The sequence below is a fragment of the Agromyces sp. MMS24-JH15 genome, assembly GCF_043518605.1.
Taxonomy (GTDB): Bacteria; Actinomycetota; Actinomycetes; order Actinomycetales; family Microbacteriaceae; genus Agromyces.
Genome location: NZ_CP171358.1, coordinates 3,283,250 through 3,309,777, shown reverse-complemented (window position 1 = coordinate 3,309,777; position 26,528 = coordinate 3,283,250). Strand labels below are relative to the sequence as shown.

Here is a 26,528-nt window from a genome sequence, read left to right as displayed (position 1 = left end):
TCGTCGCGTGCGAGGGACGGACCGTGACGGGGTGGGCCCCCAGGTGTGGACCATCCCGAACGTGCTCAGCATGCTGCGCCTCGCGCTCGTGCCGGTCTTCCTCGTCCTGCTCGTGGTCGGCGACTACGTCGCCGCGCTCGTCGTGCTCGTGGTCGCGAGCCTGACCGACCTCCTCGACGGCTTCCTCGCGCGCCGGCTCGGACAGGTCACGCGCCTCGGCCAGCTCCTCGACCCGGCGGCGGACCGGCTGTACATCTTCGCCGCGCTCATCGGGCTCGCGGCGGGCGACCTCGTGCCGTGGTGGATCGTCGTCGTGATCGTCCTGCGCGACGTCTTCCTGCTCGTGCTCGGCGTGATCCTCGCGAACCACGGCTACGGGCCGCTCCCGGTGCACCAGCTCGGCAAGGTCGCGACCTTCGCGCTGTTCTTCGGGCTCCCGGTGATCATGCTCGGGCTCGCGTTCCCGGCGATCGAGCCGGTCAGCGAGCCGATCGGCTGGGCGATCACGATCTGGGGTGCGTTCCTCTACTGGTGGGCCGGCATCATCTACGCGATCGAAACGGCTCGCGCGGTGCGCATTCCACCTGTGGAAGGTGACGGAACATCCGATACGCTGGAAAGCGGGAGGTGAGTCGTGACGGACTCCGAATTCACTGGGGCGGCCGGCGATGCGGGCACGCGGGGCGAGACCTCCCCGTTCGAGGGCGAGACGCCCCCGGTCGACACGACGATCGGCTTCAGCCGCGAGGCGGCGGCGAGCCTGAGCGCGGTCGAGTCGGATGTCTCGGCCGAGGAGCAGGAGGCGATCGCCGCGCTGCCCTCCGGGTCGGCACTGCTGATCGTGCGCCGCGGGCCGAACACCGGCGCGAGGTTCCTGCTCGACACCGACACGACGAGCGTCGGGCGCCATCCGGACGCCGACATCTTCCTCGACGACGTCACCGTCTCGCGCAAGCACGCCGAGTTCGTCCGGCACCGCACCGCGTTCGAGGTGCGCGACCTGAGCTCGCTGAACGGCACGTACTTCGACGGCGTGCGGATCGAGACCGCGCTGCTGTCGGACGGCGCCGAAGTCCAGATCGGCAAGTACCGCCTCACGTTCTACGCGTCCCGGCGCGATCTCGCCGCCCCGACGGGCGGCTAGTGGCGGGCTCCGCCGCGCACGAGGCATCCGCTGCTCCGGGGTTGTCGGGGATCGGACAGGTGCTGGCCGCACTCCAGCCCGAGTTCCCCGAACTGACGCCCTCCAAGCTGCGATTCCTCGAGGAGCAGGGGCTCGTCGCGCCCGCGCGGACGCCGGCCGGGTACCGCAAGTTCTCCGGCGCCGACATCGATCGCATCCGGTTCATCCTCGCCGCGCAGCGCGATCACTACCTGCCGCTCAAGGTGATCCGCACCCACCTCGCCGCGATCGACGCGGGGGAGACGCCCGCGCTCCCGAGCGCGACCGCGCCACGCGAGGTCCGTCCGCCGGTGCGCCTCCGGCGCGACGACCTGCTGCGGTCGACCGGCGCGAGCGCGGCGCTGCTCGACGAGGCGATCTCCGCGGGGCTCATCCCCGCCGCCGAACTGCACGGCGAGGACGCGGTCGCCGTGCTGCGCTCGCTCACCGCGCTGCGCGAGGCCGGCATCGAGCCGCGGCACCTGCGGAGCATCCGCGTCGCGGCCGAGCGGGAGGCGGCGCTCGTCGCCCAGGCGATCGCGCCGTCGCGTCGGCACGACGCCGCCGATCGGGCCCGGGCCGCCGAGCGGACCCTCGAACTCGCGCGCCATCTCGAGACCGTGCGCCGCGAGGCGCTGCGGCAGGCGCTGTCGCAGATCGCGCGCTGACCGCGACACGCCGTGACGTTCGGTCGGATGTGCTTGGCGCCGACCATCCGGCTGGGTACCGTTGAAGTCGTGTCGGCGACGTCGACGCGGGAGTGAGGGGCGATCCGATGACAGAGTCCGGGCGGAGCGAACGCGCGAGCTACGATCTCGGCTTCCTCTTCACCGACGGGCTTCCCGAGCACGACAACGCCGCGGGGTATCGCGGCGCGGTCGCCGCCCGCGCGGCCGGGATCAGCTACCGCCAACTCGATTACTGGGCCCGCACGCAACTGGTCGAGCCGACCGTGCGCGGGGCCGCGGGCAGCGGGTCGCAACGGCTCTACGGCTTCCGCGACATCCTCGTTCTGAAGCTCGTGAAGCGCCTGCTCGACACGGGCATCTCGCTGCAGCAGATCCGGGCCGCGGTCACGCAGCTCCGCGAGGCCGGCATCGAGGACCTCGCCCAGACCACGCTCATGAGCGACGGGGCGAGCGTGTACCTCTGCACCTCCGACGACGAGGTCATCGACCTCGTGAACCGCGGACAGGGCGTCTTCGGCATCGCGGTGGGCAAGGTGCTCCGCGAGGTCGAGTCCACGCTCGTCGAGCTCGACCGCCAGCCCGTCGACGCGGTCGACGAGCTCGCCGTCCGGCGGACGTCGAAGGTCCGCCGCATCTCCTGATCCGATCGGATCGTGCCGGCTCCCGCCGAGCGCTGCGACGTGCGCCGCCGACGGGGCCGCGCCCTCGAGCCCGTGCGGACGCGCCGCCGGTCAGATCGCGTGCGACTCGATCTCGAACGGCTGCTGGCCGCCGGTACCGGCGAACTCGCCGATCCGCGCCGTGCGCAGCACCCGCTCGAGCAGCTGGTCGAAGTGGTTCGACATCTCCTCGGCGCTCTCGCCGGGCCACATGTGCAGCGGCTTCGCGGCGCCCTGCGCCTGCTGGAGCGACGTGCGCTCGGGCAGCTGCGGTGAGAGCACGAGCGGGCCGAACATGTCGCGGAGCTCCTTGATGCGGAACTGGTGCTCGAGCGACTGCACGCGGGCGCGGTTCACGATGATGCCGAGGGGCTGCAGGCGCGGCGACAGGCCGCGGCGGATCTCCTCGATCGCGCGCAGCGCGCGGTCGGCGGCCGCGACCGAGAAGAGGCCGGGCTCGGTGACGACGGCGACGCGGTCGCTCGCGGCCCACGCGGTCCGCGTGAGGGCGTTGAGCGAGGGCGCGCAGTCGATGAGGACGAGCTCGTAGTCGGTCTCGACGTTGGCGAGGGCCTCCTCGAGCTTCCAGATGTCGCGGATCGACGGGTGGGGCCCGTCGAAGTTGATCGCGGCGGGGCTGCCGATCATCACGTCGATCGTGGACTGCGGATTCTGCCGCGCCCACCCGCTCGGAGCGATCGCCGAACGGACGATCTTCTCCTTCGGCGACGCGAGGACATCCGCGACGTTGAGGTGGCCGGCGACCTGGATGTCCATGCCGGTCGATACATCGGATTGGGGGTCGAGGTCGACCACGAGGGTCCGGACGCCGCGGGCGAAGGCCGCCGACGCCAGTCCGAGCGTCACGGTGGTCTTGCCGACGCCGCCCTTCAGGCTGCTGACGGAGAGAACGTGCACGAACGGATACGTTACCTTTAGACCTCGGGCGAAACCTAAATGTTCGCTGGGCGGAGACCAACCCGAAAGGCCTCAATGTTCGAGAAGATCCTGGTTGCGAATCGCGGGGAGATCGCCATTCGGGCGTTCCGGGCCGCCGTCGAGGTAGGCGCGAAGACCGTCGCCGTCTACCCCTACGAGGACCGGAACTCGCTGCACCGCCTGAAGGCGGACGAGGCGTACCAGATCGGCGAGCCGGGGCATCCGGTCCGTGCCTACCTCGACGTGTCCGAGATCATCCGGGTCGCCGCGGAGTCGGGCGCCGACGCGATCTACCCCGGCTACGGATTCCTCTCGGAGAACCCCGAACTCGCCCAGGCCGCGGCCGACGCGGGCATCACCTTCATCGGTCCGCCGCGCCGCGTCCTCGAGATGGCGGGCAACAAGGTCACCGCGAAGGAGCACGCCATCGCCGCCGGCGTGCCCGTGCTCCGATCGACGCCCCCGTCGCGCGACATCGATGAACTGCTCGCCCTGGCGCCCGAGATCGGCTTCCCGATCTTCGCGAAGGCGGTCGCGGGCGGAGGCGGTCGCGGCATGCGCCGCGTGAACTCGCTCGAGGAGCTCCGACCGGCGCTCGAGGAGGCGATGCGCGAGGCCGGCAGCGCCTTCGGCGACCCGACGATGTTCCTCGAGCAGGCCGTGCTGCGGCCGCGGCACATCGAGGTCCAGGTGCTCGCGGATGCCACGGGCGAGACGGTGCACCTGTTCGAACGCGACTGCTCGGTGCAGCGCCGCCACCAGAAGGTCATCGAGATCGCGCCGGCGCCGAACCTGTCGGACGAGGTCCGGCAGTCGCTGTACCGCGACGCGATCGCATTCGCGAAGTCGATCGGCTACGTGAACGCCGGCACGGTCGAGTTCCTCCTCGACACCGCGGGGGAGCGCGCGGGGGAGCACGTGTTCATCGAGATGAACCCGCGCATCCAGGTCGAGCACACCGTGACCGAGGAGGTCACGGACGTCGACCTCGTGGTCTCGCAGATCCGCATCGCCGCGGGCGAGACGCTCGCCGACCTCGGGCTCGGACAGGACGACATCCGGCTCCGCGGCGCCGCGCTGCAGTGCCGCATCACGACCGAGGACCCGACCGCGGGCTTCCGCCCCGACACCGGCAAGATCACGACCTACCGTTCGCCCGGCGGCGCGGGGATCCGCCTCGACGGCGGCACCGTCAACCCCGGCGCGCAGATCAGCCCCCACTTCGACTCCATGCTCGCCAAGCTCACGTGCCGAGGGCGGGACCACGTGGCCGCGGTCGCGCGCGCGAAGCGGGCGCTGGCCGAGTTCCGGATCCGCGGCGTCTCGACCAACATCCCGTTCCTCCAGGCCGTGCTCGACGACCCGGCGTTCGTCGCGGGCGACCTGAGCACGTCGTTCATCGAGGAGCGGCCGCACCTCCTGCGCGGCCGGGTCTCGAAGGACCGCGGCACGAAGATCCTCAACTGGCTGGCCGACGTGTCGGTGAACCAGCCGAACGGCGTGGCGCCGATCGGCGTGAGCCCCGCCGAGAAGCTGCCCCGGATCGACCTGTCGGCGCCTGCGCCGTCCGGATCGCGGCAGCGGCTGCTCGAACTCGGCCCGGTCGGCTTCGCGGCGGCGCTCCGGGCGCAGACGCCCGTCGCGGTGACCGACACGACCTTCCGCGACGCGCACCAGTCGCTGCTCGCCACGCGCGTGCGGACCAAGGACCTCGTCACCGTCGCGCCCTACGTCGCACGGCTCACGCCGCAGCTGCTGTCGGTCGAGGCGTGGGGCGGGGCGACGTACGACGTCGCGCTGCGCTTCCTCGGCGAGGACCCGTGGGAGCGGCTCGCGTCGCTGCGCGAGGCGCTGCCGAACATCGCCATCCAGATGCTCCTGCGCGGGCGGAACACGGTCGGCTACACGCCGTACCCGACCGAGGTGACCGACGCGTTCGTCCGCGAGGCCGCCGCGACCGGCGTCGACATCTTCCGCATCTTCGACGCGCTCAACGACGTGTCGCAGATGCGGCCCGCGATCGACGCCGTGCTCGGTACCGGCCACGCGGTCGCCGAGGTCGCCCTGTGCTACACGGGCGACCTGCTCGACCCCGCCGAGGACCTCTACACGCTCGACTACTACCTGCGCCTCGCGGACCAGATCGTCGAGGCGGGCGCGCACGTGCTGGCGATCAAGGACATGGCGGGCCTGCTCCGGCCGACCGCGGCCGGCCGGCTGGTGGCCGCCCTGCGGGAGCGGTTCGACCTGCCCGTGCACCTGCACACGCACGACACCGCGGGCGGACAGCTCGCGACCCTGCTCGAGGCGGCTCGCGCGGGCGTGGACGCCGTGGACGTGGCATCCGCGCCCATGGCCGGCACGACGAGCCAGCCGTCGGCGTCCGCGCTCGTCGCGGCGCTCGCGCACACCGAGCGCGACACCGGGATCCCGCTGCAGGCCGTGGCCGACCTCGAGCCCTACTGGGAGACCGTCCGGCGCCTGTACCGGCCGTTCGAGTCGGGCGTGCCCGGCCCGACCGGTCGCGTCTACCACCACGAGATCCCGGGCGGACAGCTCTCGAACCTGCGCCAGCAGGCGATCGCGCTCGGCCTCGCCGACGACTTCGAGCTGATCGAGGACCTCTACGCCGCCGCCGACCGGATCCTGGGCCGGGTGCCGAAGGTGACGCCGTCGTCGAAGGTCGTCGGCGACCTCGCGCTCCACCTCGCCGCGGTGAAGGCCGACCCGGCCGACTTCGAGGCCAACCCCGAGCGGTACGACATCCCCGACTCGGTCATCGGGTTCATGTCCGGCGAGCTCGGCGACCTGCCCGGCGGATGGCCCGAGCCGTTCCGCACCAAGGTGCTCGCCGGCCGCGGCGTCCGCAGCGGCGTGAACGAGCTCACCGACGCGGAGCGCGCCGCGCTCGAGGGGGACAGCGCCACGAGGCGCGCGACCCTGAACTCGCTCCTCTTCCCCGCACCGACCCGCCAGTACGAGCAGATCCGCGAACTCTTCGGCGACCTCTCGGTCGTCGACACGATCGACTACCTGTACGGCCTGCGCCAGGGCGCCGAGCACGTCATCGAGATCGACCGGGGCGTGCGACTCTACGCGGGGCTCGAGGCGATCGGCGAGGTCGACGAGAAGGGCATGCGCACCGTCATGACGACGCTGAACGGCCAGCTGCGTCCGGTGTTCGTGCGCGACCGATCGGTCGCCGTCGAGGGCCGTTCGGCCGAGAAGGCGGACCAGGCGCAGCCGGGGAACATCCCGGCGCCGTTCTCCGGCGTCGTCACGCTGCAGGTCGCCGTCGGCGACCAGGTCGAGGCCGGCCAGGCCGTCGCGTCGATCGAGGCGATGAAGATGGAGGCGGCGATCACCACGCCCGTCGCCGGCGTCGTCGAGCGGCTCGCGATCCCGAAGACCCAGCAGGTCGAGGCCGGTGACCTCCTCGTGGTGGTTCGACCACGCTAGGCTGAACCATCGTCCGCTGGTGAGAGGGGTCTCGGTGGCACAACAGGGAGAAGACGGCACGACGGTCCGTACGACCGGGCGAGGCGTCACGGATCCGGGCTCGACTGCGAAGCGCGCCGATCCGGCGTCGGTGGAGCCCGAGACGAGCCTCAGCGTCAGGGTCGATCTCCCGCCGACGCCGGAACACCAACTCCCCGAGGACGAGGTCGCGGTCGCGATCGACGACGTCGCCGTCGACCCGGGTGACCTCGGGTCCGCGGGCGGCGTGGCCACGAGGTCGATCGAGGTGGTCGCGAGCGGGGGAGGGTACCGCGGCTCGCATCGCCGCGACGGGACCTCGACCGGGCCGATCTCGACCGAGGCGGTCCCGCGTCGCGACCGGGTCCGCACCGACACCGGTCCGACGATCGTCGTGCCGACGACCGAGCCGCCCGCCGAGCTCCTGCCGGAGTCCAGCGACACGTTGACGCCCGACCGGCTCATCGAGCGCAACCGGACGACGCGTCCGATTCCCCGCGGCGGCTTCAACCGGTTCCTCTACGAGGTGACCTTCCACGGCGTCAACCTCGGCGACTCGGCGAAGGTTCGCGCGCACCAGGCGATGAACGATCGCATCAGCCGCCATTTCGAGGGCGGGGCGCGATTCGTGCCGGTGCTGACGCGGAAGGGCGGCGTCGGCAAGACGACGATCACGACCCTGCTCGGCATGGCGCTCGCGGACGCGCGCGAGGACCGCGTGATCGCCATCGACGCGAATCCCGACCGGGGCACGCTCGCCGAGCGCGTCGACAGCCAGACCCGCGAAACCGTCCGCGACGTCGTCGCGAAGGCCGCCTCGATCGGCGGGTACACCGACTTCTCGGACTTCGTCTCGCGCGACACCACGCGACTCGACATCCTCGCGTCCGACACCGACCCGCACATGTCGGAGGCGTTCGACGAGAACGACTACAACATCGTCGCGGCGCTCGCGGCACGGTACTACTCACTCGTGCTCACCGACTGCGGCACCGGCATCGTGCACTCGGTCATGCGCGCGACCCTCGAGCGGGCCGACTCGATCGTCATCGTGTCCGGCGGCAGCGTCGACGAAGCGCGACTGGCGTCGGAGACGCTCACGTGGCTCGAGGCGAACGGCTACGGCGACCTGGTGCGCAACGCGGTCGTCGCGATCAACCTCGCGACGCAGGGTACGCACATCGTGAAGGTCGACGAGATCGAGGCGCATTTCGCCTCCCGGGTGCGCGAGATCGTGCGCATCCCCTACGACCCCCAGCTCGCGGCCGGATCCGTGGTGCGTTGGAGCGGACTGCGCCAGCTCACCCGGGAGGCCGCGCGCGAACTCGCCGCCCTCGTGGTCGAGGGCATGCCCGTCGAGCGCGGGCACTGACCTCGGAGATCCTGTGCCGGAACGCCCCATCCGCCTGTTCGGCGACCCTGTCCTCAAGACCGTCTCAGCCCCCGTCGAGCAGGTCGACGACCGCGTGCGCGGTCTCGTCGCGGACCTGCTCGACAGCGTTCGCGTTCCCGGGCGCGCCGGGGTCGCCGCATCGCAGATCGGCGTCAACCTCCGCGTGTTCAGCTACAACATCGACGGCGACGTCGGGTACGTCATCAACCCGGTGATCGTGGAGCTCGCGGGGGAGGTCGAGACGATCGACGAGGGCTGCCTCTCGGTGCCGGGGCTCTGGCAGAAGACGCCGCGCCATTCCTTCGCGCGCGTCCGCGGCATCGACCTCGACGGGAACGAGATCGAGGTGAGCGGCTCCGGCCTCATGGCGCAGGCGCTCCAGCACGAATGCGACCACCTCGACGGGCTGCTCTACCTGGACCGGCTCGACAAGGACGAGCGGCGGATCGCGATGCGGCGCGTCCGCGAGTCCGACTGGTTCTGATCGCACCTGGCAGGCGGGGCAGCGACCCGCCCCGAACGGACGGAGGGGCTCGGCGGTATCGCACCGCCGAGCCCCTCCGTTCCGGATCGGATGCCGATCAGGCCACGATCGAGTGGCCCTCCGTCGCCGGCGCGCCCGCGTAGATCTCCTCGATGTGGACGGAGAAGTCCTCGAGGATGACGTTCCGCTTGATGCTGAGCTTCGGCGTCAGGTGACCGCTCGCCTCGGTGAGCTCGATCGGGAGGATGGTGAACTTCCGGATCGACTCGGCGCGCGAGACGAGGTCGTTCGCGGCATCGATCGCACGCTGGACCTCGGCGCGGACGGCCGGGTGCGCCGCCGCCGCCTCGAGGCTCAGGGCCGTGTCGTGGCCGTTGTTCTGCAACCAGACCGGGAGCATCTCGGGGTCGAGGGTCACGAGCGCCGATATGAACGGCCGCTTGTCACCGACGACGACGACCTGGCCGACGAGCGGGTTCGCCCGGATCGGGTCCTCGAGCGCGGCCGGCGCGACGTTCTTGCCGCCGGCCGTGACGATGATCTCCTTCTTCCGGCCGGTGATCGTGAGGAATCCGTCGGCGTCGAAGCTGCCGATGTCGCCGGTCTTGAACCACTCCCCGTCGAACGCGGCGGCCGTCGCCTCCGGGTTCTTCCAGTACTCGCGGAAGACGTTGATGCCCGAGACCTCGATCTCGCCGTCGTCGGCGAGGCGGACCGAGACGCCCGGCAGCGCGGGTCCGACGGTGCCGATCTTCGACTTCGTGGCGAGGTTCACGGTCGCCGGCGCCGTGGTCTCGGTCAGGCCGTAGCCCTCGAGGATCGTGATGCCGAGCGCGTGGTAGAAGTGGCCGAGGCGCGTGCCGAGCGGTGCGGAGCCGGACACGGCGTAGCGGACGTTGCCGCCCATCGCCGCCCGGAGCCGCTTGAGGACCAGGGCGTCGTACAGCTTGAACCGGACCTTCAGGCCGAGCGGCACCGAGCCGGCCTCGAGCGCCGTCGAGTACGCGACGGCCGTGTCGGCGGCGGTGCGGAAGATCTTGCCCTTGCCGCCGGCCTCGGCCTTCTGCTCGGACACGTTGTAGACCTTCTCGAACACGCGGGGGACCGCGAGGAGGAAGGTCGGCTTGAAGCTGGCCATGGACGGCAGCAGCTGCTTGGTGTCCGCCTGGTGGCCGACGCGCACGCCGGCGTGCACGCAGAGCACCGAGATGAAGCGGGCGAACACGTGCGCGGTGGTGATGAACAGCAGGGTCGACGCGCCGTTCGGGTCCAGCACGACCTCCTGGAGCGCGAGCGCGGCGTTGCGCGAGAGCTCCACGAAGTTCGAGTGGGTGAGCACGCAGCCCTTGGGCTTCCCGGTCGATCCGGAGGTGTAGATGATCGTCGCGAGGTCATCGCCGACGGCGAGTCGACGGCGACGCTCGATCTCCTCGTCGGGGACGTCGGCGCCCGCCGCGGCGAGCTTGTCGAGGTCGCCGAGGTCGACCTGCCACACGTTCTGCACGGCCGGAAGGTCGGGGTGGACCTCGTCGAACCGGGCGAAGTGGTCCGCCGTCTCGAGGATCGCGGCGACCGCGCCCGAGTCGGCCAGGTTCCAGCGGACCTGGGCGGGCGAGCTGGTCTCGTAGATCGGCACGAGGACCGCGCCGGCGAACCACGTGGCGAAGTCGATGAGCGTCCACTCGTACCGGGTCTTGCACATGAGGCCGATCTTGTCGCCGGGCTCGATGCCCGCGGCGACGAGGCCCTTCGCGAGTGCGACGACCTGCGCGTGGAACTCGCGCGTGGTGACCGGGGACCATCCGCCGTCGGCGGTGGGAAGCGAGAAGAGGACCGAGTCCGGCGTCGCCTTGACGCGATCGACGAGCAGGTCGGTCGTGTTCGCCGCCGGGTCGGGCTGGACGAGCGGGGGAGGCGAGAATTCGATCACGGTAGCTCCTTCGGCACCGGGGTGGGTCGGTGGCGTTCGGGAGCCGCCGACCGCTGTCTGGGGTTGACTACACTCTAGTCGTTGCGGCCGCGTGCTCACGGGGGCTCCGGCCCTCGCCGGACCCGGGGGCATCGCCGCTCGGCAGACCACATCAGCACAATGAAGGGCGGACAGCGTGTCCCTCGCGATCGGCATCGACATCGGCGGCACGAAGATCGCGGGAGCCGTCGTCGACGAGTTCGGCGAGATCCTGCGCGCCGACCGGGTGCCCACCCCGTCGGACACCGCGTCGCTCGAGGACGCGGTCGTCGCGATGATCCGATCGCTCAGCGAGGACCACGCCATCGAGGCCGTCGGCGTGGCGGCCGCGGGCTTCATCGACGCCGCCCAGTCCACGGTGTACTACGCGCCGAACATCGACTGGCGCAACGAGCCCTTCCGCGAGAAGCTCGAGGCCCGCGTCGGCACCACGGTCGTCATCGAGAACGACGCGAACGCCGCCGGGTGGGCGGAGTTCCGCTTCGGTGCCGGCCGACTCGTGAGCGACATGTGCCTGCTCACCATCGGCACGGGCGTCGGCGGCGCGATCGTCTCGAACGACCGCCTGTTCCGCGGCGGGTTCGGCGCGGGCGCCGAGCTCGGCCACCTGCGACTCGTCCCGGACGGGTATCCCTGCGGCTGCGGGCAGCGCGGATGCCTCGAGCAGTACGGCTCGGGTCGCGCGCTCATGCGCATGGCGAACGAGATCGCCGACGCCGGCGGGATCGGCCAGGCGCTCGCTCGGGCCCGCGGCGAGCACGGTTCGCTCGACGGCGCGATCGTCGGCGGGCTCATCCAGGACGGCGATCCCGGTGCGATCGCGGCACTCCGCGAGCTCGGCAGGTGGATCGGCGAGGCGTGCGCGAGCCTCTCGGCCGTGCTGGACCCGCAGCGCTTCGTCTTCGGCGGCGGCGTCGCCGACGCGGGCGAGCTCCTGCTCGCGCCGATCCGAGAGGCCTACCTCTCGCACCTCCCGGCCCGGGGCTACCACCCCGAGCCGGACTTCGTCATCGCCGAGCTCGTGAACGATGCGGGAGTGGTGGGCGCGGCCGACCTCGCCCGCGTCTGGGTCGCCGAGCACGAACTCAGCGGATCCGCCGAGTAGCCGCAGCGTCGCGGAAGGAGTCCCGGTGTTCTACTGGATCATGAAGCACATCGTCGTCGGGCCGATCGTCCTCTCGATCTTCCGACCGTGGGTCGTGGGGCTCGAGAACATCCCGAAGACCGGTCCGGTGATCCTCGCGTCGAACCACCTCTCCTTCATCGACTCGATCTTCCTCCCGCTCGTGGTGGAGCGGCCCGTCGTCTTCCTCGCCAAGAGCGAGTACTTCACCGGGAAGGGCCTGAAGGGCTGGGCGACGCGCCTCTTCTTCCAGTCGACGGGGCAGTTGCCGATCGACCGATCGGGCGGCAAGGCGTCCGAGGCATCCCTCAACACCGGCCTGCGGGTGCTCTCGGAGGGTCGAGTGCTCGGCATCTACCCCGAGGGCACGCGCAGCCCCGACGGGCGGCTCTACCGCGGCCGTACGGGCGTGGCGCGCATGGTGCTCGAGTCCGGCGCGCCGGTCGTGCCCGTCGCCATGATCGGAACCGAGAAGGTCATGCCGATCGGGACCAGGCTCCCGAAGGTGCGCCGGGTCGGCATCATCGTGGGCCGGCCGATCGACTTCTCGCGGTTCGCGGGCATGGAGGGCGACCGCTTCGTCCTCCGGAGCGTCACCGACGAACTCGTGCACGACCTGCGCGGACTGAGCGATCAGGACTACGTCGACGTCTACGCGAGCTCGGTGAAGGAGCAGCGCGCTCCGCAGTCGCGCTAGGCTCGGAAGTCGGGCATCGCATCGGTGCCCCTCCATCCAGCGCACCAGCGCCCGAACCTCCAGGACAGCCCAGTGGTACAGCTCGTCGAGCCCTTCGTGAACGCAGATCCCTCCGTGATCGCGGGCCTCGACTATTGGCGCGAGCTCCCGATCAAGCAGCAGCCGGACTGGCCCGACGCCGAGGCGACGAACGCCGTCTCGCGCGAGCTCGCGACGCTCCCGCCCCTGGTGTTCGCGGGCGAGGTCGACATGCTGCGCGACCGGCTGGCGGCGGCATCCCGCGGCGAGGCGTTCCTCCTCCAGGGCGGCGACTGCGCCGAGACCTTCGCGGGTGCGACCGCCGACCAGATCCGCAACCGCGTGAAGACGGTGCTGCAGATGGCGGTCGTGCTCACGTACGGGGCATCCATGCCCGTCGTGAAGATGGGCCGCATGGCCGGCCAGTTCGCGAAGCCGCGCTCGAGCGACTCGGAGACGCGCGGCGACGTGACGCTCCCCGCGTACCGCGGCGACATCGTGAACGGCTACGACTTCACCCCCGAGTCGCGCACCGCCGATCCCCGGCGGCTGCTGCAGGGCTACCACACGGCGGCCTCCACGCTGAACCTGATCCGCGCCTTCACGCAGGGCGGCTTCGCCGACCTCCGCCAGGTGCACCAGTGGAACCGCGGCTTCGCCGAGAACCCGGCGAACGCGCGCTACGAGAAGCTCGCCCGCGAGATCGATCGCGCCGTCCGCTTCATGGAGGCGTGCGGTGCCGACTTCGAGGAGATGCGGCGGACCGAGTTCTACACGGGCCACGAGGGCCTGCTCATGGACTACGAGCGCCCGATGACCCGCATCGACTCGCGCACCGGCACGCCGTACAACACCTCGGCGCACTTCATCTGGATCGGCGAGCGCACCCGCGAGCTCGACGGCGCGCACGTCGACTTCCTGTCGCGCGTGCGCAACCCGATCGGCGTGAAGCTCGGACCGACCACGACGCCCGAGACCATGCTCGAGCTCGTCGAGAAGCTCGACCCGAACCGCGAGCCGGGCCGCCTCACGTTCATCACGCGCATGGGCGCCGGGAAGATCCGCGACGCGCTGCCGCCGCTGCTCGAGGCGATCAAGCGCAGCGATGCGACGCCGCTGTGGGTCACCGACCCCATGCACGGCAACGGCATCACGACGCCGAACGGCTACAAGACGCGTCGCTTCGACGACGTCGTCGACGAGGTCCGCGGGTTCTTCGAGGCGCATCGCGCGGTCGGCACGTTCCCCGGCGGCATCCACGTCGAGCTGACCGGTGACGACGTCACCGAGTGCCTCGGCGGGTCGGAGCAGATCGACGAGGCGACGCTCGCGACGAAGTACGAGTCGCTGTGCGACCCGCGCCTGAACCACATGCAGTCGCTCGAGCTCGCGTTCCTGGTCGCCGAGGAGCTCGGCAGCCGCTGAACGGCCGACGGCTCGGGGCATCCGATCGGATGTCCCGAGCCGTCGTCGTCTCGCGAGGTTCCCGGTCACGGGCCGCGACCGGCGCGTGAACCGGACCCGCGCCGCGGCTCACTGGAAGTTGACGCTGATCTCCGAGCCGCGCTTGGCCATCGTGCCGGGCGCCGGATCCTGGACGGAGGCGATGACCGCGCCCTCGAGGAACGCGGGCACGTTCGACGTCACCGTGAAGCCCAGCGCCTCGAGCTGCGCGCGGGCCGCGGCGACCGTCTGGCCCGTGATCACGTTGGGCACCTCGACGAGGTCCTGCCCCTTCGAGACGATGAGGGTGATCGCGTCGCCGGGCCGCACCGGGTCGGTCGTGGCGGCCTGCGAGATGACGGTGTCCTTGGCCACGGAGTCGCTGAACTCGTCGTCGCCGCGCTGGGGGACGAGGCCGGCGCCGGTGAGGATCGATTCGGCCTCCGAGATCGGCTTGCCCGTGACATCCGGCACCGGTCCGGCGGACACGACGAGCGCGAGCGGTGAGCGCTCGGCGACCTCCGCGGGCGCGGGCGCGCCGGTGCCGTCGAGCACGGCGATGACCGAACCTTCGGCGACGTCGGCGGAGAACTGCTGCTGGACGCCGTCGGCGACCGCGAACTCGGCGAGCGCGTCGCGCGCGGCCCCCTCGGGCATGCCGATCACGTCGGGCAGCGGCAGGATCCGCGGGCCGGTCGAGACGAACAGCGTCACGGTCGATCCGCGCGCGAGCCGCGCGCCGGAGTCCGGGTCCGTTCCCGAGACCAGGCCGGCGGCGATCTCGGGGTCGCTGCGCTCGGCGGGCGCGACCTCGAGGCCGAGTTCCTCGAGGGCCTCGGTCGCGGCGTCGGGGGCGAGGGTCGCGACGTCGGGAACCGTGACGACGGCGCCCGGGCCGGCGCCGAAGTACCAGCCGGTGCCGGCCGCGACCCCGGTGAGGAGCAGCACGAGGGCCAGGAGCCAGTAGCCGCGACGGCGACGGCGCGCGGCGCTCGTCGCGAGCCTCGCGGTGTCGGCTCCCGGGGCGGCCTCGTCGGCGATCGCGTCGAGCCCTGCGACCGCGGTGAAGGTCGCGGCGGTCGCGGGCATGGTCGCGGGCTGCAGGACGCGGGTCTCGGCCGTCGTGGCCGCGACCTGCGTGAGCGCGCTCGTCCACGCCGCCGAGGGCCGCAGGCCGCGGACGACGGGCTCGACCTCGCGCAGCCGATCGAGCAGCACGCGGGCGTCGGCGGGGCGTTCGTCGGGATCCCGTGCGGTCGCCCAAGCGACGATCTCGTCGAGCTCGGCCGGGACTGACGGCTGCTTCGCGCTCGGCGCCGGCACCGACTCGTTGGCGTGCTGGTAGGCGATCTGCATCGGCGCCTCGCCGACGTAGGGCTGCTCGCCGGTCAGCATCTCGTAGAGCATGATGCCGACGGCGTAGATGTCGCTGCGCGCATCGGCGACGCCGCGCGTGACGAGTTCGGGGGAGAGGTAGGCGATCGTGCCGAGGAGCGCCTGGCCGGTCGCGGTGTTCGCGGTCACGGCTCGGGCGAGGCCGAAGTCGCCCAGCTTGATCCTGCCGTCGTCGGCGAGCAGGACGTTCTCTGGCTTGAGGTCGCGGTGCACGATGCCGGCCTTGTGCGCGGCCGCGAGGCCGGCGAGCACGGCGTCCATGATGTCGACCGCTTGCTCGGGCGTGAGCCGGCGGTAGTCCTTCAGGAGCTCGCGCAGCGTGATGCCCGGGAGGTACTCCATGACGAGGTACGCCATGTCGTCGTCCTGGCCCTGGTCGAACACGTTGACGACGTTGGGGTGGGCGAGCCGGGCGGCGCTGCGCGCCTCCTGGACGAAACGGGTCTTGAACGTGTTGTCGTCGGCGAGGTGCCCGTGCATCACCTTGATCGCGACGCGGCGCTCGAGGCGCAGGTCGGTCGCGAGGTACACCGTGGCCATGCCCCCGCGGGCGATCCGCGAGCGCACCTGATACCGACCGTCGATGAGACGGCCGATGATCGGATCGGGCGGCGCGGTGGTCACCAGAAGAGTGTACGGACGGACCGACGCCTCGGCCTCGACAAACGCCGGGCGGGCCGTCGATCGAAATTGCATCGTGACCCGCGATCGAGGGGTGTCGCGCGGGTCGGACCCGTCCGCGGGGTTCAGCCGAGTTCGGCGAGCCACGCCGCTGCCGGCGCCTCCCATTTCGCGTACGCGTCGGGGTGCGCGCTGATCTGCACGGCCTGCGCTGCGGCACCGACCGGCAGGGCCTCCCAGTCGGGGATGTCGAGGATTCCCCGGGTGAGTCCCGGGTTCGGGTTGGCGTCGCCGCCGTAGAACGCGGTCGCCGACCGCACGGGGTCGAGGACCTCCGCGGGCGTGCCCCAGCCCTGGCTCGGCCGCTGCTGGAACAGGCCGAGCGAGTCCTGGTCGCCCGTCGGCGCGTTGCGCAGGCCCGACTCCTGCGCGGCGGCGACGAGCGCGATCAGGATCGCCCGCTCCGGGACGCCGAGCGACCGGCCGACGTCGACGACGATGCGCGCGTTCGCGCGCATCTCGTCGGTGAGTTGGGCCTCCACCGGTGCGTCGGCGCCGGATGCGTCGGGCCCGGGTGCCGAAGGTGCCGTGGATGCCTCGGGTGCAGTGGGGGCCTCGGCCTCCGCGGGCGGCGGGACGACCGCGCCGCCCGGGGGGAGCACGAGCTGCTCGCCCGGGAAGATCAGGCTGGCCCGGCCGAGTCCGTTCGCGCTGAGGACGGCCGCGAGGTCGAGTCCGTTCGCCGCGGCGATCGCGGACACGGTGTCGCCCTCGACCACGACGTGCCGCCGGATCTCGACCGGCGCGGGCGCGGGCGCGGCGGGGCCGCTCGGCAGCCTGAGGCGCTGCCCCGGGAAGATGAGCGTCGACCAGCTGAGCCCGTTGAGCGCGAGCACCTCCGCCGTCGCGAGCCCGAACCGTTCGGCGACGCCGCTCACGGTGTCGCCCTCGACCACCGTGTACTCGGAGGGCGCGGCCGGGACGGAGGCCGGGCGGGCCAGGGTCCGTGATCCCGCGGCCTGCGCGGGCGGCCGCTGCGAGCGCTTCGACGGCGCTGGCGACGCGTCCGCCGGAGCGACGATGCCGAGGGAGATCGCGACCGTGCCGACGATGGCGGCCGGGGCGGCGAGGACGCGGAGGAACGGTCCGCGCCGCCGGGTGCGGTCGCCGCGGCGCATCGGGTCGGACCCCTGCTCCTCGTGCGTCATGGGCCCCCCTCGCCGCGCATCCGCGCCCCCATCGCCACGGTTGCACAGGGCGGCAGGCTCGTCAACGACCGCGCCGCGCGTCGGCGCGGCTTCCCGACGTCGGTTGTGCATGGCAATCTTGACTCGTGACCGACCTCCCCGAGATCGAATGGCTGACCGTCCCCGACCTGATCGAGCTGACCGGGCTGACGCCGAGCCGCGTGCGCAGGCTGATCGACGAACGCCACCTCCTGGGCGCCAAGGTGAACGGCGTCCTGAAGGTGCCGGCGCTCTTCCTGCGCGACGACGCTCCGCTGCCCGAACTGCACGGCACGGCGATCGTGCTCTCCGACGCCGGGTTCACCGACGAGGAGGCGCTGCGCTGGTTCCTCGAGGAGGAGGACAGCCTCGGCACCTCGCCGATCGCGGCGCTGCGCAGCGGTCGCAAGGCCGAGGTGCGGCGGATCGCCCAGGCACTCGCCTGAGGCGTCTCGCCCGGTATCGCCCAGCGCTTAGGCGCTGCGCCGCACGACCGCCTCGGCGAGCGCGCCGAGCTCGGTCCGCGCCGCGTCGCCGATCGGCGCGGCGGCAAGGGCGGCATCCGCGCGACCGAGGTGCTCGGCGATGATCGTCTCGACCTCGTCGACGGCGCCGCTGCCGATGATCTCGGCCTGGAGCGCAGACACCTGCTCGGCGGTCAGCGCGGGGTCGCCCAGGAGGTCGTCGAGCCTGCGCCGGGCGTCGGGGCCGAGCCGTTCGCGCGCGATCGCGACGAGCATGGTGCGCTTGCCCTCGCGCAGGTCGTCGCCGGCGGGCTTGCCCGTCACGGCGGGATCGCCGAAGACGCCGAGCAGGTCGTCCCGCAGTTGGAAGGCGATGCCGAGCGGCAGGCCGAAGCCGCGGAGCGCTTCGACGACCTCGCCGTCGCCGCCCGCGATCGTCGCGCCGAGCGCGAGCGGCGACTCGATGCTGTACTTCGCCGACTTGTAGACGATGACGCGTTCGGCGCGGGCGCGCTGGTCCGACTCGGGAGCCACGAGCCAGGCGCGCTCCTCGAGGATGTCGAGGTACTGGCCGGCCGTCACCTCGGTGCGCATCCGCATGAATTCGGCGCGCGCGCGCCGGGCCGAGTCGGCCGGGACGAGTGCGAGCCCCTCGTCGAGCAGTTCGTCGCTCCAGCCGAGCAGGAGGTCGCCGAGCAGGATCGCGCCCGCGCGGCCGAACTCCGCGCCGTCGCCGGCCCAGCCGGAGACCGCATGGCGTTCCTCGAATCTCCGGTGCGCGGCCGGCTCGCCGCGGCGGGTGTCCGAGTTGTCGATGATGTCGTCGTGGACGAGCGCGGCGGCGTGGAACAGTTCGAGCGCGGCGGACGCTGCGACCACGGCCGCCGGGTCCTCGTCCGTGCGCGCCGCCGATGCCCAGCCCCAATAGCAGAATCGCGCCCGGAAGCGCTTGCCGCCGCTGAGAAATCGCTTGGAGAATTCCCCCAACGGGGCAGTGTCCGGGCTCATCGAGCGGAGAATCGACTCACGGTCGGCGAGGAACCCGTCGATGCGATGCTGAACAAGGTCGACGAGCCCGGTACCGTGGTCCACGCGCCTAGCCTACCGGCGGGCCGCGGGACTAGACTGGCCGCGGATGCGTCGATCCCGGACTGAGGGGAATGAGATGCCGCTTTCAGAGCAGGAGCAACGTCTTCTCGAGGAGATGGAGCGCAATCTGTATCGCAATGATGCAGATTTCGTTGCGGCGGTCAGTGGTCGAGGACGACCCAACTACCGATCGATCGTGCTCGGCATCCTGCTCGGGCTGGTCGGCGTCGGCGGCCTGATCGCGGGGGTCGCCCTCCAGATGGTCGTCATCGGCGTCGTCGGCTTCGGATTGATGTTCGCCGGCGTGCTGCTCGCGATCAGTCCGTCGCGGCGCGGGGCGGCCAAGCCGACCGCGGGCGACCCGACGGCCAAGCCCGCGCGCCGTGCGTCCGGCGGCGGATTCATGGACCGCCTCAACGAGCGCTGGGACCGTCGTCAGGAGGGCGGCGACTAGCCGTACAGCGAGTCCTCCACTTCCCACCACACGTCGAACGGGTCGGTCTTCGGATCGGCCCGTTTCCGCGTCATCCGGGGGGATGGGTGCGCGATCCAGGGGTGCGGGGCGGAATCGGGCTGCCGGATGCGCGGACGCGCGCGTCGACGCGCGCCCCGACGCGCCCGCTGACGCGCCGCGTGCCCCGAATCCCTCCACACCCATCCACCTGCCTTCCGGCCTGAGATTCCGCGGTTCTCCGGCCGTGACCCCGATGCCGAAACGGCCGGAGCGGTCCAGTTCCGTTGCCAAGTGGAGGAGAGTGGAGTAGGGTGGAGCCACCTGGATCCTGGCCGGAGGAAAGGGGGTGGTGCGGTGTTCCTCGGGACGTACGAGCCGAAGCTCGACGAGAAGGGCCGCATCATTCTTCCTGCCAAGTTCCGGGAGGAACTCTCGAACGGACTCGTGCTGACGCGCGGACAGGAGCGCTGCGTGTACGTGTTCAGCGCGAGGGAGTTCGAGGAGATGAGCGAGAAGATCCGCCAGGCCCCCGTGACGAGCAAGCAGGCGCGCGACTACATGCGCGTCTTCCTCTCGGGGGCATCCGCGGAGACCCCCGACAAGCAGCACCGGGTCACCATTCCGGCGACGCTTCGCGCGTACGCCGGCCTCGGCCGCGACCTCGCGGTCATCGGAGCGGGCAGCCGCGTGGAGATCTGGGCGGCCGAGGCGTGGCAGACGTACCTCGCCGAGCAGGAGGCGGCCTTCGCGGAAACGGCGGAGGAGGTGATCCCCGGACTCTTCTGACCCGGGCTGCGACTCCCAGCCGTACGGGCCTGGCGCACTTCCCCGCGTCAGGACGAACGGATGGGGATCGGAGCTCGGGAGGGAGTCCCGTCATCATGGACATCGAACGCATCCACACCCCGGTGATGCTCGACCGCACGGTCGAGTTGCTCGCCCCCGCCCTCGACCGGCCGGGCGCCGTCCTCGTCGACGCGACGCTCGGGATGGGCGGGCACACGCGCGCATTCCTCGAGCGGTTCCCGGGACTGACGGTGATCGGCCTCGACCGCGACACCGACGCCCTCGCAATCGCGCGAGAGCGGCTCGCCCCCTTCGGCGACCGGGCGCGCTTCGTGCACACCGTGTACGACGGCATCGCGCGGGCCATCCGCTCCGAGGGCTACTCGGAGGTGCAGGGCGTGCTCTTCGACCTCGGCGTCTCCTCGCTCCAGCTCGACCGGGCCGAGCGCGGCTTCGCCTACTCGAAGGACGCCCCGCTCGACATGCGCATGGACTCCACGCGGGGCCGGACCGCGGCGGACGTCATCGCCGAGGCGAGCGAGGACGAGCTCAGGCGGATCTTCCAGGACTACGGCGAGGAGAAGCTGTCCGCCCGGTACGCCCGGGCGATCGTGCGCGCCCGCGCCGAGCGGCCGATCACCCGATCCGCCGAACTCGTCTCGATCATCACGGACGCCACACCGGTGGCGGTCCAGCGGCAGGGGCATCCGGCCAAGCGCGTCTTCCAGGCGCTGCGGATCGAGGTCAACGAGGAGCTCTCGGTGCTCGAGCGCGCGATGCCCGCCGCGCTCGACTCGATCGCCGTCGGCGGGCGGATCCTCGTGCTCGCCTACCAGTCGCTCGAGGACCGCATCGTCAAGCGAAGCCTCCAGTCGGCGTCGACGTCGTCCGCCCCGCCCGGACTGCCGATGGAACTGCCCGAGCACCGCCCGCAGTTCAAGGTGCTCGTGCGCGGAGCCGAGCTGGCGAGCGAGGCCGAGCAGGAGGCGAACCCCAGGGCCAAGCCCGTTCGCCTCCGCGCGGCCGAGCGGGTGCGGAGGCCGTCGTGACCGCCGTCCCCGTCACCGGGCGCCCGCAGCGCAAGCCCGCTGCGCAGCCGGTCGCACCGGGCCGCGTCCTCCGGCCGGCACCCGAGACCGGCGCGGGTCGCCGGCCGCGCCTCGCGTACGCGATCGTCTCGACCGTCGGACTCCTCGCGATCATCAGCGCACAGCTGCTGCTCAGCCTCGCGATGACGGAGGGCGCCTACGAGGCGGACCGGTACGAGACCCGCCGCGTCGAGCTCACGCGCCAGCAGCAGAAGCTCCGCGAGGACATCGATCGCAAGGAGTCGCCGCAGTACCTCGCCATGAACGCGGAGGCGCTCGGCATGGTGCCGAACAACGCGCCGGTGTACCTGCGGCTCAGCGACGCCGCGGTGCTGGGGCAGCCGCAGGCGGCCACGGGCGGCGCGGCAGCGTCGGGGCCGCTCGTCCCGAATGCGCTCCTCGGCGGCGTGCCGCTCGTGACGCAGGGCGACACCGGGCAGACTCCGAACGACGGCGCCGTCGCGGCGCCGGGGGAGGCGGCACCGCCGCCGCAGGTCGACGCTCTTCCGACCCCGGACACCCACTAGCGAGCTCGCACCAGATCCGACCCGACCCGGAGGCCCACGAACGGATGAACCGCACGAACCGTCGGCCGCTCTGGCGTATCGCCCTCGCGGGGCTCCTGCTGGTCGCGCTCGTCGCCGTCTTCCTCGTCCGCCTCGTCGACATCCAGGTCGTGCGGGCGGCCGAGCTCAACGAGGAGGCGGAGGCGATCCGGTCGCGCGACGTGCCCGTCTACGGCTCGCGCGGCGACATCGTCGACCGGAACGGCGTCGTGCTGGCCGACAGCGTGATGCGCTGGGACATCGCACTGTCGCCCAAGCAGTCGCGGAAGGCGCCGTTCGAGCGCGAGGTCCCCGACCCGGCCGACCCGTCGAAGACCACGACCGTGGAGGTCGGGCTCGAGCAGGCGGCCGCGGAGCTCGGCGCCGTCATCGGCCGGGGCCCGGCGGACATCATCGCGATCATCGACTCGCACCTCGCGGAGGATCCGAACTCGGACTTCGCCTACGTCGCGAAGCTCGTCGACGCCGACGTGTACGAGAAGGTGAAGGCACTCGGCATCCCGTGGGTCGAGCCGTGGGTGCATCCGAGCCGCCGGTACCCGAACGGCGCGGTCGCCGGCAACCTCATCGGCTTCACCGGGACCGACGGCGAGGCGCTCGCGGGACTCGAGCTCAGCGAGGACGAATGCCTCGCGAGCGAGGACGGGCTCGTGAGCTCCCTGCGCAGCCTCGAGGACTGGGTCGAGATCCCCGGCACCGAGACCGTGCGCAAGCAGGCGAGCGACGGCGGGACCCTCCAGCTCACGATCGACCGCGACCTGCAGTTCGCGGTGCAGCGCATCGCCGAGGCGCAGGTGCAGGCGGTCGGGGCCGAATGGGCGGTCGTCACGGTCATGGAGGCCAAGACGGGCAAGCTCCTGGCCGTCGCCGACGTGCCGACCGTGGACCCGAACGACCCCACCTCGACCGACTCGGTGAACCGCGGATCGCGCGCGTTCACCGCGCCGTTCGAGCCGGGCTCGACGTTCAAGGCGCTCACGGCCGCGTCGGTGGTCGACGCGGGCGTCGCGGGCCCCTCGAGCGGGGTCGTGGCGGACTACAAGTACCTCCCGCCGAACGGCGCGAACATCAACGACAGCGCCTTCCACGAGGCCGAGAACCTCACGCTCACGGGCGTGCTCATCGAAAGCTCGAACACCGGCATGTCCCAGTTCGGCGAACTGCTCACCCCAGAGCAGCGGTACCAGTACATGCTCGACTTCGGGCTCGGCCGCGAGAGCGAGGTCGGCTTCCCGAGCGAGGCATCCGGCGACCTGCACGGCGACCCGGCGGACTGGGACAACCAGACCTACTACACGACCACGTTCGGCCAGGGCCTCACGACCACCTCGATCCAGATCACCAGCGCGTACCAGGCGATCGCCAACCACGGGGTCCGGATGCCGGTCACGCTGGTCGAGGGATGCACGGCCCCGGACGGCACCGTGACCGAGGAACCGCCGACCGACGGGCAGCGGGTCATCTCGGCCGCTGCGGCGGACCAGACCACCGCGATGCTCGAGCAGGTCTACCTGCACGGATGGCTCGACGCGACGTGGAGGATCCCCGGCTACCGGGTCGCGGCGAAGACCGGAACGGCCCAGGTTCCGGACGGCCAGGGCGGCTACCGCAAGGAGTACCTGGTGTCGGTGTCGGGCTACGCGCCCGCGGACGACCCGCAGTTCGTGGTTTCGGTGAGCATCATGAATGCCGTTAAGATGAACTCGTCCGCGGCTTCCGCCCCCGTCTTCCGCGACGTGATGAGCCAGGTGCTGAAGCAGTTCCGGACCATTCCATCCGGCGCTCCGGCGCCCGAGCTGCCAGCCACTTGGTGAGAAAGTTGGGTTCGTGACCGGATCGCCACCGTCGGCTCTCCGGCCGTTGCATCCGATTCCCCGACCGCTGCGCGACCTGATCGACGAGTTCGGCTTCGACGTGCACGGCGACCTCGCGGGGATCGACGTGAGCGGCGTCGTCATCGCCTCCGGGGCGGTGCGACCGGGGGACCTCTACGTCGGCCTGCCCGGCCTGCGGGTGCACGGCGCCGATTTCGCCGCCGAGGCCCGCGAGCGGGGTGCGGTCGCGATCCTCACCGACGCCGACGGCGCCGCGAAGGCGGCCGCCGCCGCGCCCGGCCTGCCCGTGGTCGTCGCCGACGCGCCGCGTGCCCGGCTCGGCGACGTCGCCGCGTGGGTCCACCGCACCGCGGAGGGCGACGCGACCCTCTACGCCGTGACGGGCACCAACGGCAAGACCAGCGTCGTCTACCTGCTGTTCGGGATGCTCCGCCAGCTCGGGCTCGTCGCCGGACTCACGTCGACGGCCGAGCGCCGGATCGACGACGAGGCCGTCACGAGCTCGCTCACCACGCCGGAGGCGAGCGACCTGCACGCGCTCCTGGCCCGCGGCCGCGAGCTCGGCGCGACCGGGTTCGGCGTCGAGGTCTCGGCGCAGGCGCTCAGCCGCCACCGCGTCGACGGCATCGTCTTCGACGTGGCCGGCTTCACCAACCTCACGCACGACCACCTCGACGACTACGCGTCGATGGAGGAGTACTTCGAGGCCAAGCGCGTGCTGTTCCAGCCCGACCGCGCCCGCCGCGCCGTCGTGACGGTCGACTCCGAGTGGGGCCGCCGACTCGCCGCCGAGGCGGGGGTGCCGGTCGCGACCCTCACCACGCTCGCCGACGTCGACGCCGACTGGCGGATGTCCGTGCTCGATGCGACCGCGACCGAGACGCACTTCCGGCTCGAGGGGCCCGGCGACGAGGCACTCGAGACGACCGTCCCGCTGGTCGGCTGGTTCATGGCCGCGAACGCGGCGCTCGCGATCGTCATGCTCGTCGAGGGCGGCATCCCGCTCGCGCGGATCGGCGAGGCGCTGGGGCGCGACGGCGGCATCCGTGCCTACATCCCCGGCCGCGCCGAGCGGGTGTCGGGTGAGCGCGGGCCGCTCGTGCTCATCGACTACGGGCACAGCCCGGACGCGTTCCTCCAGACGCTCGGCGCCCTGCGCCCGTTCGTCCCCGGTCGGCTCATCATGATGTTCGGCGCCGACGGCGACCGCGACACCTCCAAGCGCGCCGAGATGGGCGCGATCGCCGCCCGCGGCTCGGACGTGGTCGTGATCACGGACTTCCATCCCCGCACCGAGGACCCGGCGGCGATCCGCGCCGCGCTCATCGAGGGCGCGAGGGCCGCGGTGCCCGACCGCGAGATCCACGAGGAGGCCGATCCCCGGGCGGCCTTCCGACTCGCGCTCTCGCTCGCGGGCGAGGGCGACGCGATCCTGTACGCGGGACCCGGACACGAGGACTACCACGAGGTGAACGGCGTGAAGATCCCCTACTCTGCACGTGACGACGCGCGGCTGGCGCTGCGCGAGGCGGGATGGCCCGCATGATCGCGATGACCCTCGCCGACATCGTCGCCGCCACCGGCGGCACGCTGCACCCGGGCGGCACGGATGCCGCGCCCGGCACGATCGTCGACGGCGCGGTGACGACCGACTCGCGCGAGGTCGAGCCGGGCGGCGTCTTCTTCGCCAAGCGCGGCGAGTTCGACGACGGCCACCGCTTCGCCCCGGCCGCGGTCGAGCGGGGCGCGGCGCTGCTCGTGGTGGAGCATCCGCTCGACCTCCCGGTTCCGCAGGTCGTCGTCGTCGACACGGTCCACGCGCTCGGCGCGCTCGCGACCGAGGTCGTGCGACGCGTCCGCGAGCTCGGGCGGCTCCGCATCGTCGCGGTCACCGGCTCGAACGGCAAGACCACGACCAAGAACCTGCTGCGGACCATCCTCGAGCGCGTCGGATCGACGGTGGCCTCCCGCAAGTCGTTCAACAACGAGGTCGGCGGCCCGATCACGATGCTCGAGCTGACCGAGGAGACCGAGTTCCTCGTCGCCGAGATGGGCGCGTCTGCGGTCGGCGAGATCGCGCGACTCGTGAAGATGGCCCACCCCGACGTCGGCATCGTGCTGAAGGTCGGCCTCGCGCATGCCGGCGAGTTCGGCGGGATCGAGCAGACCGTGCGCGCGAAGTCGGAGATGGTCACCGACCTGCTGCCGACCGAGGTCGCGATCCTGAACGCGGACGACCCGCGCGTCGCGGCGATGGCCGCCGTCACGGAGGCCCGCGTCGTGCGATTCGGGCTGGGGGAGGACGCCGACGTCCGGGCGACCGACGTCGTCGTCCACGCGCGCGGCACCGACTTCACCCTGGCCGCGGGCGGGGCATCCACGCGGGTGCGGTTCGGGGTGCTCGGCGAGCACCATGTCCTGAACGCGCTCGCCGCGACCGCGGCCGCCCTCGAGTTCGGCGTGCCGCTCGAGGAGATCGGGGCCGCGCTCGAGACCGTCACCCTGGCCGAACGCTGGCGGATGGAACTGCTGGGCGGGCGCGACGGCGTCACCGTGATCAACGACGCCTACAACGCGAGCCCCGACTCGATGGCCGCCGCGCTCAAGACGCTCGCGCAGGTGCGCGGCGACGGCGCCACGATCGCGGTGCTCGGCGAGATGAGCGAACTCGGCGAGTACTCCGGCGAGGAGCACGACCGGATCGGCCTGCTGGCGGTCCGGCTCGGCATCTCGCAGCTCGTGGTCGTCGGCGCGGGCGCGCGGCGCCTGCACATCTCGACCATCAACGAGGGCTCGTGGGACGGCGAGTCCGAATTCGTCGAGACCCAGGACGAGGCGTTCGACCTGGTCGTGTCCAAGGTGCGCCCCGGCGACACCGTGCTCGTGAAATCGTCGAACTCGGCGGGGCTCCGCCACCTCGGCGACCGACTGGGAGAATGGTTCGCGTGAGC

23 protein-coding genes are annotated in these 26,528 nt (G+C 71.8%); 18 read left to right on the top strand and 5 right to left on the bottom strand.

Annotated features, from left to right (window positions below):
• The first annotated feature begins 70 nt into the window (after window positions 1-70).
• From ACDF64_RS15060 to ACDF64_RS15045, 4 genes are all read left to right on the top strand, one after another.
• Window positions 71-631 (top strand): CDP-alcohol phosphatidyltransferase family protein, encoded by a 561-nt coding sequence (locus ACDF64_RS15060; protein WP_394555168.1) that lies wholly within the window; start codon window positions 71-73, stop codon window positions 629-631.
• Window positions 632-634: 3 nt separating this feature from the next.
• Window positions 635-1,144 carry an FHA domain-containing protein gene (locus ACDF64_RS15055; RefSeq protein ID WP_394552168.1) on the top strand — a complete coding sequence of 170 codons (510 nt, stop codon included), beginning with the start codon at window positions 635-637 and terminating at the stop codon, window positions 1,142-1,144.
• Window positions 1,144-1,830, top strand: coding sequence for a MerR family transcriptional regulator (locus tag ACDF64_RS15050; RefSeq protein ID WP_394552167.1), 687 nt, complete (start codon window positions 1,144-1,146; stop codon window positions 1,828-1,830). The genes ACDF64_RS15055 and ACDF64_RS15050 overlap by 1 nt, the downstream gene beginning before the upstream one ends.
• A gap of 107 nt (window positions 1,831-1,937) precedes the next feature.
• The gene (locus tag ACDF64_RS15045; protein ID WP_394552166.1) at window positions 1,938-2,492 is read left to right on the top strand and encodes a MerR family transcriptional regulator; all 555 of its coding nucleotides are present in this window, start codon (window positions 1,938-1,940) and stop codon (window positions 2,490-2,492) included.
• Between the two features lie 90 nt (window positions 2,493-2,582).
• Here the strand turns inward: ACDF64_RS15045 and ACDF64_RS15040 are convergent, their stop codons facing one another.
• Entirely contained in the window at window positions 2,583-3,428 is an 846-nt protein-coding gene (locus ACDF64_RS15040) for a ParA family protein (RefSeq protein WP_394552165.1), read from the bottom strand.
• Between the two features lie 75 nt (window positions 3,429-3,503).
• On the opposite strand from ACDF64_RS15040, the gene ACDF64_RS15035 reads away from it, so the two are divergent.
• From ACDF64_RS15035 to def, 3 genes are read left to right on the top strand one after another with little or no spacing between them, the layout of a single operon-like run.
• Entirely contained in the window at window positions 3,504-6,908 is a 3,405-nt protein-coding gene (locus tag ACDF64_RS15035) for a pyruvate carboxylase (RefSeq protein WP_394552164.1), read from the top strand.
• Window positions 6,909-6,942: 34 nt separating this feature from the next.
• Window positions 6,943-8,298, top strand: a complete 1,356-nt coding sequence (locus tag ACDF64_RS15030) for a MinD/ParA family protein (protein WP_394552163.1) — start codon at window positions 6,943-6,945, stop codon at window positions 8,296-8,298.
• 13 nt (window positions 8,299-8,311) lie between these two features.
• Entirely contained in the window at window positions 8,312-8,803 is a 492-nt protein-coding gene (gene def / locus ACDF64_RS15025) for a peptide deformylase (protein WP_394552162.1), read from the top strand.
• Window positions 8,804-8,900: 97 nt separating this feature from the next.
• Here the strand turns inward: def and ACDF64_RS15020 are convergent, their stop codons facing one another.
• Window positions 8,901-10,733, bottom strand: coding sequence for an AMP-dependent synthetase/ligase (locus ACDF64_RS15020; protein ID WP_394552161.1), 1,833 nt, complete (start codon window positions 10,731-10,733; stop codon window positions 8,901-8,903).
• Window positions 10,734-10,908: 175 nt separating this feature from the next.
• Between ACDF64_RS15020 and ACDF64_RS15015 the strand changes: the two genes are divergently transcribed.
• The 3 genes from ACDF64_RS15015 to ACDF64_RS15005 all read left to right on the top strand — a co-directional run bounded on the left by ACDF64_RS15015 (window position 10,909) and on the right by ACDF64_RS15005 (window position 14,035).
• Complete coding sequence (locus tag ACDF64_RS15015; protein WP_394552160.1) at window positions 10,909-11,877, top strand: ROK family glucokinase; 969 nt, start codon at window positions 10,909-10,911, stop codon at window positions 11,875-11,877.
• 25 nt (window positions 11,878-11,902) lie between these two features.
• Entirely contained in the window at window positions 11,903-12,592 is a 690-nt protein-coding gene (locus ACDF64_RS15010; protein WP_394552159.1) for a lysophospholipid acyltransferase family protein, read from the top strand.
• A 114-nt stretch (window positions 12,593-12,706) separates the two neighbouring features.
• Window positions 12,707-14,035 (top strand): class II 3-deoxy-7-phosphoheptulonate synthase, encoded by a 1,329-nt coding sequence (locus tag ACDF64_RS15005; protein ID WP_394555167.1) that lies wholly within the window; start codon window positions 12,707-12,709, stop codon window positions 14,033-14,035.
• A 108-nt stretch (window positions 14,036-14,143) separates the two neighbouring features.
• Here the strand turns inward: ACDF64_RS15005 and pknB are convergent, their stop codons facing one another.
• Complete coding sequence (gene pknB, locus ACDF64_RS15000; protein ID WP_394552158.1) at window positions 14,144-16,072, bottom strand: Stk1 family PASTA domain-containing Ser/Thr kinase; 1,929 nt, start codon at window positions 16,070-16,072, stop codon at window positions 14,144-14,146.
• Between the two features lie 122 nt (window positions 16,073-16,194).
• Window positions 16,195-17,277 carry a LysM peptidoglycan-binding domain-containing protein gene (locus ACDF64_RS14995; protein ID WP_394552157.1) on the bottom strand — a complete coding sequence of 361 codons (1,083 nt, stop codon included), beginning with the start codon at window positions 17,275-17,277 and terminating at the stop codon, window positions 16,195-16,197.
• A gap of 125 nt (window positions 17,278-17,402) precedes the next feature.
• On the opposite strand from ACDF64_RS14995, the gene ACDF64_RS14990 reads away from it, so the two are divergent.
• Window positions 17,403-17,741, top strand: coding sequence for an Rv2175c family DNA-binding protein (locus ACDF64_RS14990; RefSeq protein WP_394552156.1), 339 nt, complete (start codon window positions 17,403-17,405; stop codon window positions 17,739-17,741).
• Window positions 17,742-17,768: 27 nt separating this feature from the next.
• Here the strand turns inward: ACDF64_RS14990 and ACDF64_RS14985 are convergent, their stop codons facing one another.
• Entirely contained in the window at window positions 17,769-18,851 is a 1,083-nt protein-coding gene (locus tag ACDF64_RS14985; protein ID WP_394552155.1) for a polyprenyl synthetase family protein, read from the bottom strand.
• A gap of 73 nt (window positions 18,852-18,924) precedes the next feature.
• Here ACDF64_RS14985 and ACDF64_RS14980 point away from each other — a divergent pair, with 73 nt between their 5' ends.
• The 7 genes from ACDF64_RS14980 (at window position 18,925) to murF (ending at window position 26,526) form a co-directional block, all read left to right on the top strand.
• Window positions 18,925-19,302, top strand: a complete 378-nt coding sequence (locus ACDF64_RS14980) for a DUF3040 domain-containing protein (RefSeq protein ID WP_394555165.1) — start codon at window positions 18,925-18,927, stop codon at window positions 19,300-19,302.
• A gap of 354 nt (window positions 19,303-19,656) precedes the next feature.
• A complete protein-coding gene (gene mraZ / locus ACDF64_RS14975; RefSeq protein WP_394552154.1) occupies window positions 19,657-20,088 on the top strand; it encodes a division/cell wall cluster transcriptional repressor MraZ in 432 nt (143 codons plus the stop codon).
• A 95-nt stretch (window positions 20,089-20,183) separates the two neighbouring features.
• Complete coding sequence (gene rsmH, locus ACDF64_RS14970) at window positions 20,184-21,137, top strand: 16S rRNA (cytosine(1402)-N(4))-methyltransferase RsmH (RefSeq protein WP_394552153.1); 954 nt, start codon at window positions 20,184-20,186, stop codon at window positions 21,135-21,137.
• Entirely contained in the window at window positions 21,134-21,703 is a 570-nt protein-coding gene (locus ACDF64_RS14965) for a hypothetical protein (RefSeq protein WP_394552152.1), read from the top strand. Before rsmH ends, ACDF64_RS14965 begins: the two co-directional genes overlap by 4 nt.
• A 44-nt stretch (window positions 21,704-21,747) precedes the next feature.
• The gene (locus ACDF64_RS14960) at window positions 21,748-23,556 is read left to right on the top strand and encodes a peptidoglycan D,D-transpeptidase FtsI family protein (protein ID WP_394552151.1); all 1,809 of its coding nucleotides are present in this window, start codon (window positions 21,748-21,750) and stop codon (window positions 23,554-23,556) included.
• A 13-nt stretch (window positions 23,557-23,569) separates the two neighbouring features.
• Window positions 23,570-25,123, top strand: coding sequence for a Mur ligase family protein (locus tag ACDF64_RS14955; RefSeq protein WP_394552150.1), 1,554 nt, complete (start codon window positions 23,570-23,572; stop codon window positions 25,121-25,123).
• A complete protein-coding gene (murF, locus tag ACDF64_RS14950) occupies window positions 25,120-26,526 on the top strand; it encodes a UDP-N-acetylmuramoyl-tripeptide--D-alanyl-D-alanine ligase (protein WP_394552149.1) in 1,407 nt (468 codons plus the stop codon). The genes ACDF64_RS14955 and murF overlap by 4 nt, the downstream gene beginning before the upstream one ends.
• Window positions 26,527-26,528 lie beyond the last annotated feature (2 nt).

Coding starts and splice junctions, on each gene's coding strand:
- ACDF64_RS15060 (WP_394555168.1), top strand. CDS start 71: ATGCTGCGCCTCGCGCTCGTGCCGGTCTTCCTCGTCCTGCTCGTGGTC.
- ACDF64_RS15045 (WP_394552166.1), top strand. CDS start 1,938: ATGACAGAGTCCGGGCGGAGCGAACGCGCGAGCTACGATCTCGGCTTC.
- ACDF64_RS15035 (WP_394552164.1), top strand. CDS start 3,504: ATGTTCGAGAAGATCCTGGTTGCGAATCGCGGGGAGATCGCCATTCGG.
- ACDF64_RS14995 (WP_394552157.1), bottom strand. CDS start 17,277: ATGACGCACGAGGAGCAGGGGTCCGACCCGATGCGCCGCGGCGACCGC.
- ACDF64_RS14980 (WP_394555165.1), top strand. CDS start 18,925: ATGCCGCTTTCAGAGCAGGAGCAACGTCTTCTCGAGGAGATGGAGCGC.
- rsmH (WP_394552153.1), top strand. CDS start 20,184: ATGGACATCGAACGCATCCACACCCCGGTGATGCTCGACCGCACGGTC.
- ACDF64_RS14960 (WP_394552151.1), top strand. CDS start 21,748: ATGAACCGCACGAACCGTCGGCCGCTCTGGCGTATCGCCCTCGCGGGG.
- murF (WP_394552149.1), top strand. CDS start 25,120: ATGATCGCGATGACCCTCGCCGACATCGTCGCCGCCACCGGCGGCACG.